This is a genomic window from Actinoplanes sp. NPDC026623, assembly GCF_040638275.1.
Classification (GTDB): Bacteria; Actinomycetota; Actinomycetes; order Mycobacteriales; family Micromonosporaceae; genus Actinoplanes.
In genome coordinates, this window is the sequence record NZ_JBEZXZ010000359.1 from 1 (window position 1) to 4,471 (window position 4,471).

General features: G+C 76.1%; 4 protein-coding genes. All 4 read right to left on the bottom strand.

What is annotated here, in order from left to right; genetic code table 11:
- Positions 1-600: CATRA conflict system CASPASE/TPR repeat-associated protein (locus AB0F10_RS44475; RefSeq protein WP_360640445.1), on the bottom strand; the 600-nt coding region annotated here is incomplete at its 3' end.
- A complete protein-coding gene (locus tag AB0F10_RS44480; protein WP_360640448.1) occupies positions 581-910 on the bottom strand; it encodes a CATRA system-associated protein in 330 nt (109 codons plus the stop codon). The genes AB0F10_RS44480 and AB0F10_RS44475, both read right to left, overlap by 20 nt.
- Before the next feature lie 45 nt (positions 911-955).
- Positions 956-2,980, bottom strand: a complete 2,025-nt coding sequence (locus AB0F10_RS44485; protein WP_360640450.1) for a hypothetical protein — start codon at positions 2,978-2,980, stop codon at positions 956-958.
- A gap of 31 nt (positions 2,981-3,011) precedes the next feature.
- Positions 3,012-4,471: CHAT domain-containing protein (locus tag AB0F10_RS44490; protein ID WP_360640453.1), on the bottom strand; the 1,460-nt coding region annotated here is incomplete at its 5' end.

A 4,471-nucleotide genomic window follows, 5' to 3' on the forward strand; every position in this document is an offset into this window, starting at 1 on the left:
ATCGCCGTGGTGCTCTCCGACACCGGCGGCTACGCCGCGGGCGTCTTCCTGGGAGTCCCAGACGGTGAGCCCGGCCAGGTCCCGCGGCCGCAGCCACCACGCCGCGGCGTCCTGGTCCGAGACCGGCAGTTCGGCGCGGACGTCCGCGCCCGAGGCGGCGCGGGACTTGCCCTGGTAGATGGTCGCCTCCCCGAGCAGCGCCCCGGTGCCGGCCGCGGTCAGCAGCGCCCACCAGCGGTGGAACTCCTGCCATCCGGGCGGCGCCACCGTGCCCAGCCCGAACCGGCGCCGGGCCGGCGCATCCACCGGCGTCGCCATGACCAGCGAGACGTTGAGGACGTCGTGCTCGCGGCGGGCGATGGCCTGGAACGTCACCGTGACGTCCTGCAGTCCGGCTACCGCGCCGGGCGGCACGGCCGCCGGGTCGGCGGGGAGCCGGACATCCAGGCCCGTCTCGTCGATCTGCCGGGTCATGCCGAGCTGGGACCGGCAGTTCTCCCAGACGGACCGCAGCTGCCGCAGCGCGGGCTCCGCGTGCGGCCCGTCGAGCGGCGCGAAAAGGTGGGCGACGAACTCCTGCTCAACCGTCCTCGCGGGCACCGTCCACCCCCTTGCCCGTGGCTTGCCCGGCACGTTCCGCCACGAGGGTGTGCACGAGTTCGTTGCACCGGTCGAGCACCGGCTCGGGCACGCCGGTGACGGTGGTGGTGCCGATCCGCAGCGCCCGTACCGGCCCGTTGAGCTCCAGGTCGGCGATCGCCTCCCGCACGCCGTCCGGGTCGCTGCCGGCGTACGCGGCGGAGATCTGCCCGATCAGCCGCCCGACCTGGTCCCATCGCTGCGGCGTGAGCTCCCAGAGCACCACGTCCCGCAGCACGTCCAGGGCATCGCCGAGCGTCTCGTCATCCATCGTCCTGGCCCTCCCATGGTGAGTCGTGCCGGCCGCCGCCCCGGGTCACACCCCGTGGCAGACAAGGGGTCGCCAGAACCGCGGATCGGCGAGGTCGGTGTCCCGCGCGCTCGCGCGATGGGCGGCCGGGAGCAGATCGGGCAGCTCGCGGGCCGGGTCCCTCATCCACCTGCGCACCGCGTCCACGGCCGCGGCCGGATCGAGGCACCCGTCGACCAGGCCGGCGTGCAGGAGGAAGTAGACGAGCGAGGCGACCCGGTCCGGGACCGGCTCGCGGAAGGCGATCACGTCGACCGCGCCGCGGGCCAGCAGGGCGTCGATGAGGGCCGGGGTGCCGGTCGGGTCGGGCGGCAGCACGACGACACCGCCGGCCTCGCCGCCCGCCGGCGCGGCGACGCGCTCGATCGGCAACTCGGCCAGGTCGGCGAGTTCCAGGGCGCCGTCCGCGGTGATTCCACAACCGAGGTGCAGCACGGGGGCGTCCAGGTGGGCGGCGACCTCGTCCGGGGTGCCGCGGCCGTCGACGCCGTCGACGGTCAACCCGAACCCCGTCGACCGCGGATAGAACGCGCGGCGCAGGGCGATGGCGTCCATCGTGGCCGCGTCGCGGTCCCGGCGCGGGTTGGCGACGAACACGGCCTCCCCGGCCGGGCGGCGGCCCCGCCGGGCCAGCTCGACGGCCTGCGCACCGGAACGCAGATACGACACGACACAGTCGTCTTCGAGGTCCCCGGCGCCGACCATCAGCACGCGGGGCGGCAACGGCGCGGCGGCGTCCCGCAATCCGAGCCGGCCCTCCGGCGACAGGACGAGCGTCTCCTCGGCGGTGGTGAGCACCAGCGCGTCGGCGCCGGCCTTGCGCATCGCCTCGGCGACCGCGGCGAACCGCTCACCGAGCGCCGGTACGGCCCGCAGGGCCGGATCGGACCGGTCGAGCAGGGTGGCCAGGCGCAGGGCCGCGGCGAGGAACTCGGGCGACTCCGCCGAGGCGTTCTCCGTGGCCCGGCCCAGGCTCTCGGCGGCCCGCCCGCGGTCGGCGGCGTCGGACGCGCCGCGCAGGTACAGGCCGGCGGCGAACGCCAGGTGGTCGGCGGGCCGGGCCGCCGCGGACTCGGCCAGCACGCTGCCGATCGCCACCAGGTCGTCCACCAGCGCCGGGTCGGCGGGGTCCGCGTCGAGCAGCGCCCGCAGTGCCGTCGGCACCGGCTCGGTCAGCAGGGCGTCCAGCGCGGCGCGGAGCACGGCGTCGCCGGTCGGCCGCTCGGCCGCACGCCGCTGTCGCGGGAGGCTCGCCGGGGCCGGCACCGGACCGTCCACCACGGCCACCGGGCGGCCCGCCGGGCCGGCGTCGGGGATCAGTGAGACGTCCACCGCGCCGGGCATGACCCCGAGACCGGCACCGGGCGTCCGGGTCCTGGCCTGGAAATCCTGGATCGCCGTCATCGCGGCCGCGAGCTTGCCGAGGTCCATCCGGCCGCCCGCCCCGCCGAACATGGCCTGCATGGCCTCCGCCACGACCAGCATGGTCGCGGCCGTCTCGGTGAGTTCGGCGCTGATCCTGGGCCCGTCGATGATCTCCCGGAAGAGGACGACGGCGCGATCCAGGTCGGCGGCACCGTCCGCCGGGCCGCCGTTCATGATCCGGACCGCGAGGCCGGGAGCACCCATGGCCGGCGCCTGCCGGGCGAGCAGCAGCTGACCGAGGACGAACCGGGCCACCCCGAGCATCATCGCCGGCTGCTGCGGACGGCTCAGCGCCACCTCGAGGAGGCGGATACCGGTCTCGCGGTCGCCGGCCGGCCCGCCGTGCGCGGTGTGCCGGATGCCGTGCAGCCAGCCCAGCTGGCCGGCCAGCTGGCCGTACAGGGGCGAGTCCGTTCCGAGCAGGTCGTACGCCTCGCCCAGTACCGTGATCGCCTCGTCGAGATCCGGGCCGCCCGCCGGCGAGCCCGGTCCGGCACGCCAGTACCGGTCGAGCAGCGCCTGGCCGAGCTCGACCAGCGGCCGGGCCCGCGCCGCACCGGTGTGCAGGGCCACCTGATCGCGCAGAGCCCTGATCCTGTCCGACATCGCTCTCCTCCGGTGCAGCCGGCCACCCAGCTCACTGACCCCAATGGATGAAACCGGCCCACGCGACCACGTCGCGCAGGCCGGTCGTGGAAAGACCCGCGCGCAGCGTCGCGGGCATGCCGTCCGGGATCGCCCGGTCGGGCTCGAGCATCCAGAGCTGCGCCTGCCGCAGCGCCGCCCAGGCCGGCCGCCGTTCACTGCGCAGGTAGTGGTGGAACATGAACATGAGTACCGAGGTGGCCCGGTCCGGGATGCTCCACTGGGTGGAGAGCACGGACCGCGCGCCACCGGCCAGGAAGGCGGTGCCGAGGCTGTAGGCCTCGTCGTAGCCGTTCATCGACAGCCCGGTCCGGCAGGCGGCGAGCACGACCAGCCCGACGGCCCGCTCCGGCGCCGCGCCCATCACCGCGACCAGCTCCTCCGCGGTGAGCCGCTCGCCCCCGGCCAGCGCCAGATGGGCGCCGGGACGGTCGCCCTCGGTGCGGACGTAGCCGTGGCAGGCCAGGTGCAGCATGCTCCCCCGTACCGGCCCGGCGGCGGTGAGCCACTCGCGGACCTCGGCGGCGGTGCCGGCACCGGAGGTACGGGATGCGCCGTCCGGCCCGCGCCCGACGAATCGCGCGCCGGGATAGAAGGCCTGCCGGATCGCGTACGCCTCGAGCCGCGCCGCGACCAGGTCCACCTCGTGGCGCCCGGTCTCCGGATCGGTGGTGTCCGGGTCGCCCACCACCAGGCCGGTCGGCGTGGGCGCCACCTCGGGCAGCGCGGCGCTGCGGCACAGCATGCGGGCCGAGGCCGCCTGCGAGATCGCGGCGAGCTCGACGGCGTACCGCCCGTCGGGCCGGCGGGCGGCCTGCCACGGGATCCGGGCCAGGTCCCCCATCGGCACCAGCACCAACCGGTACGGGCGGTGCGCCGGCCGTGGCAGCCGCCGCAGAAAGGTCTCGATCAGGGGGCCCATGGCGGCGTGCCAGGCCCACCCGCACAGCGTCTCGAGGCTGTCGGCGAGCTCGACGCCGGTGTCGGCACCGGGGGCCATCGCGGCGTCGCGGGGCGCCGCCGTCGCCAGGTAGCGCTCGACGCCGACCTCGCCGTCCAGGACGAGATACGGCAGGGCGAGATAGCTCGGCGGCCCGTCGGCGGCGGCGATCACGGCGTTTCCGGGAATCGACCCGGCACCCGCGACGAGATAGACCAGCGCGTCCGCGTCGATGTCCTTCAGCGCCTGCTGAATCTCGGCATGGCCGGGCGGGTCGAGCAGCCCGGCCGACGGCGCGTGCGCGAGCAGCGTGTCCAGCACCTCCCGGCGCAGGTCCGGGCCGGGATCGCCGCCGGGCAGCGCCGCACGCCACCGCGCCGCGAGGCCTTCCGCGCCGGCCAGCACCAGCCGGTCGGCGATGTCGCGGGTCTCCGTGGCGGCGTACAGCGCCAGGCCCCGGCCGGAGTCCAGGGCGGTCAGCGCGCCCGCCGGGTCGCCGGCCACCAGGCAGC

Excerpts from the sequence above, each read along its gene's own strand:
- AB0F10_RS44485 (WP_360640450.1), bottom strand. The coding sequence starts at position 2,980 with ATGTCGGACAGGATCAGGGCTCTGCGCGATCAGGTGGCCCTGCACACC.
- AB0F10_RS44480 (WP_360640448.1), bottom strand. The coding sequence starts at position 910 with ATGGATGACGAGACGCTCGGCGATGCCCTGGACGTGCTGCGGGACGTG.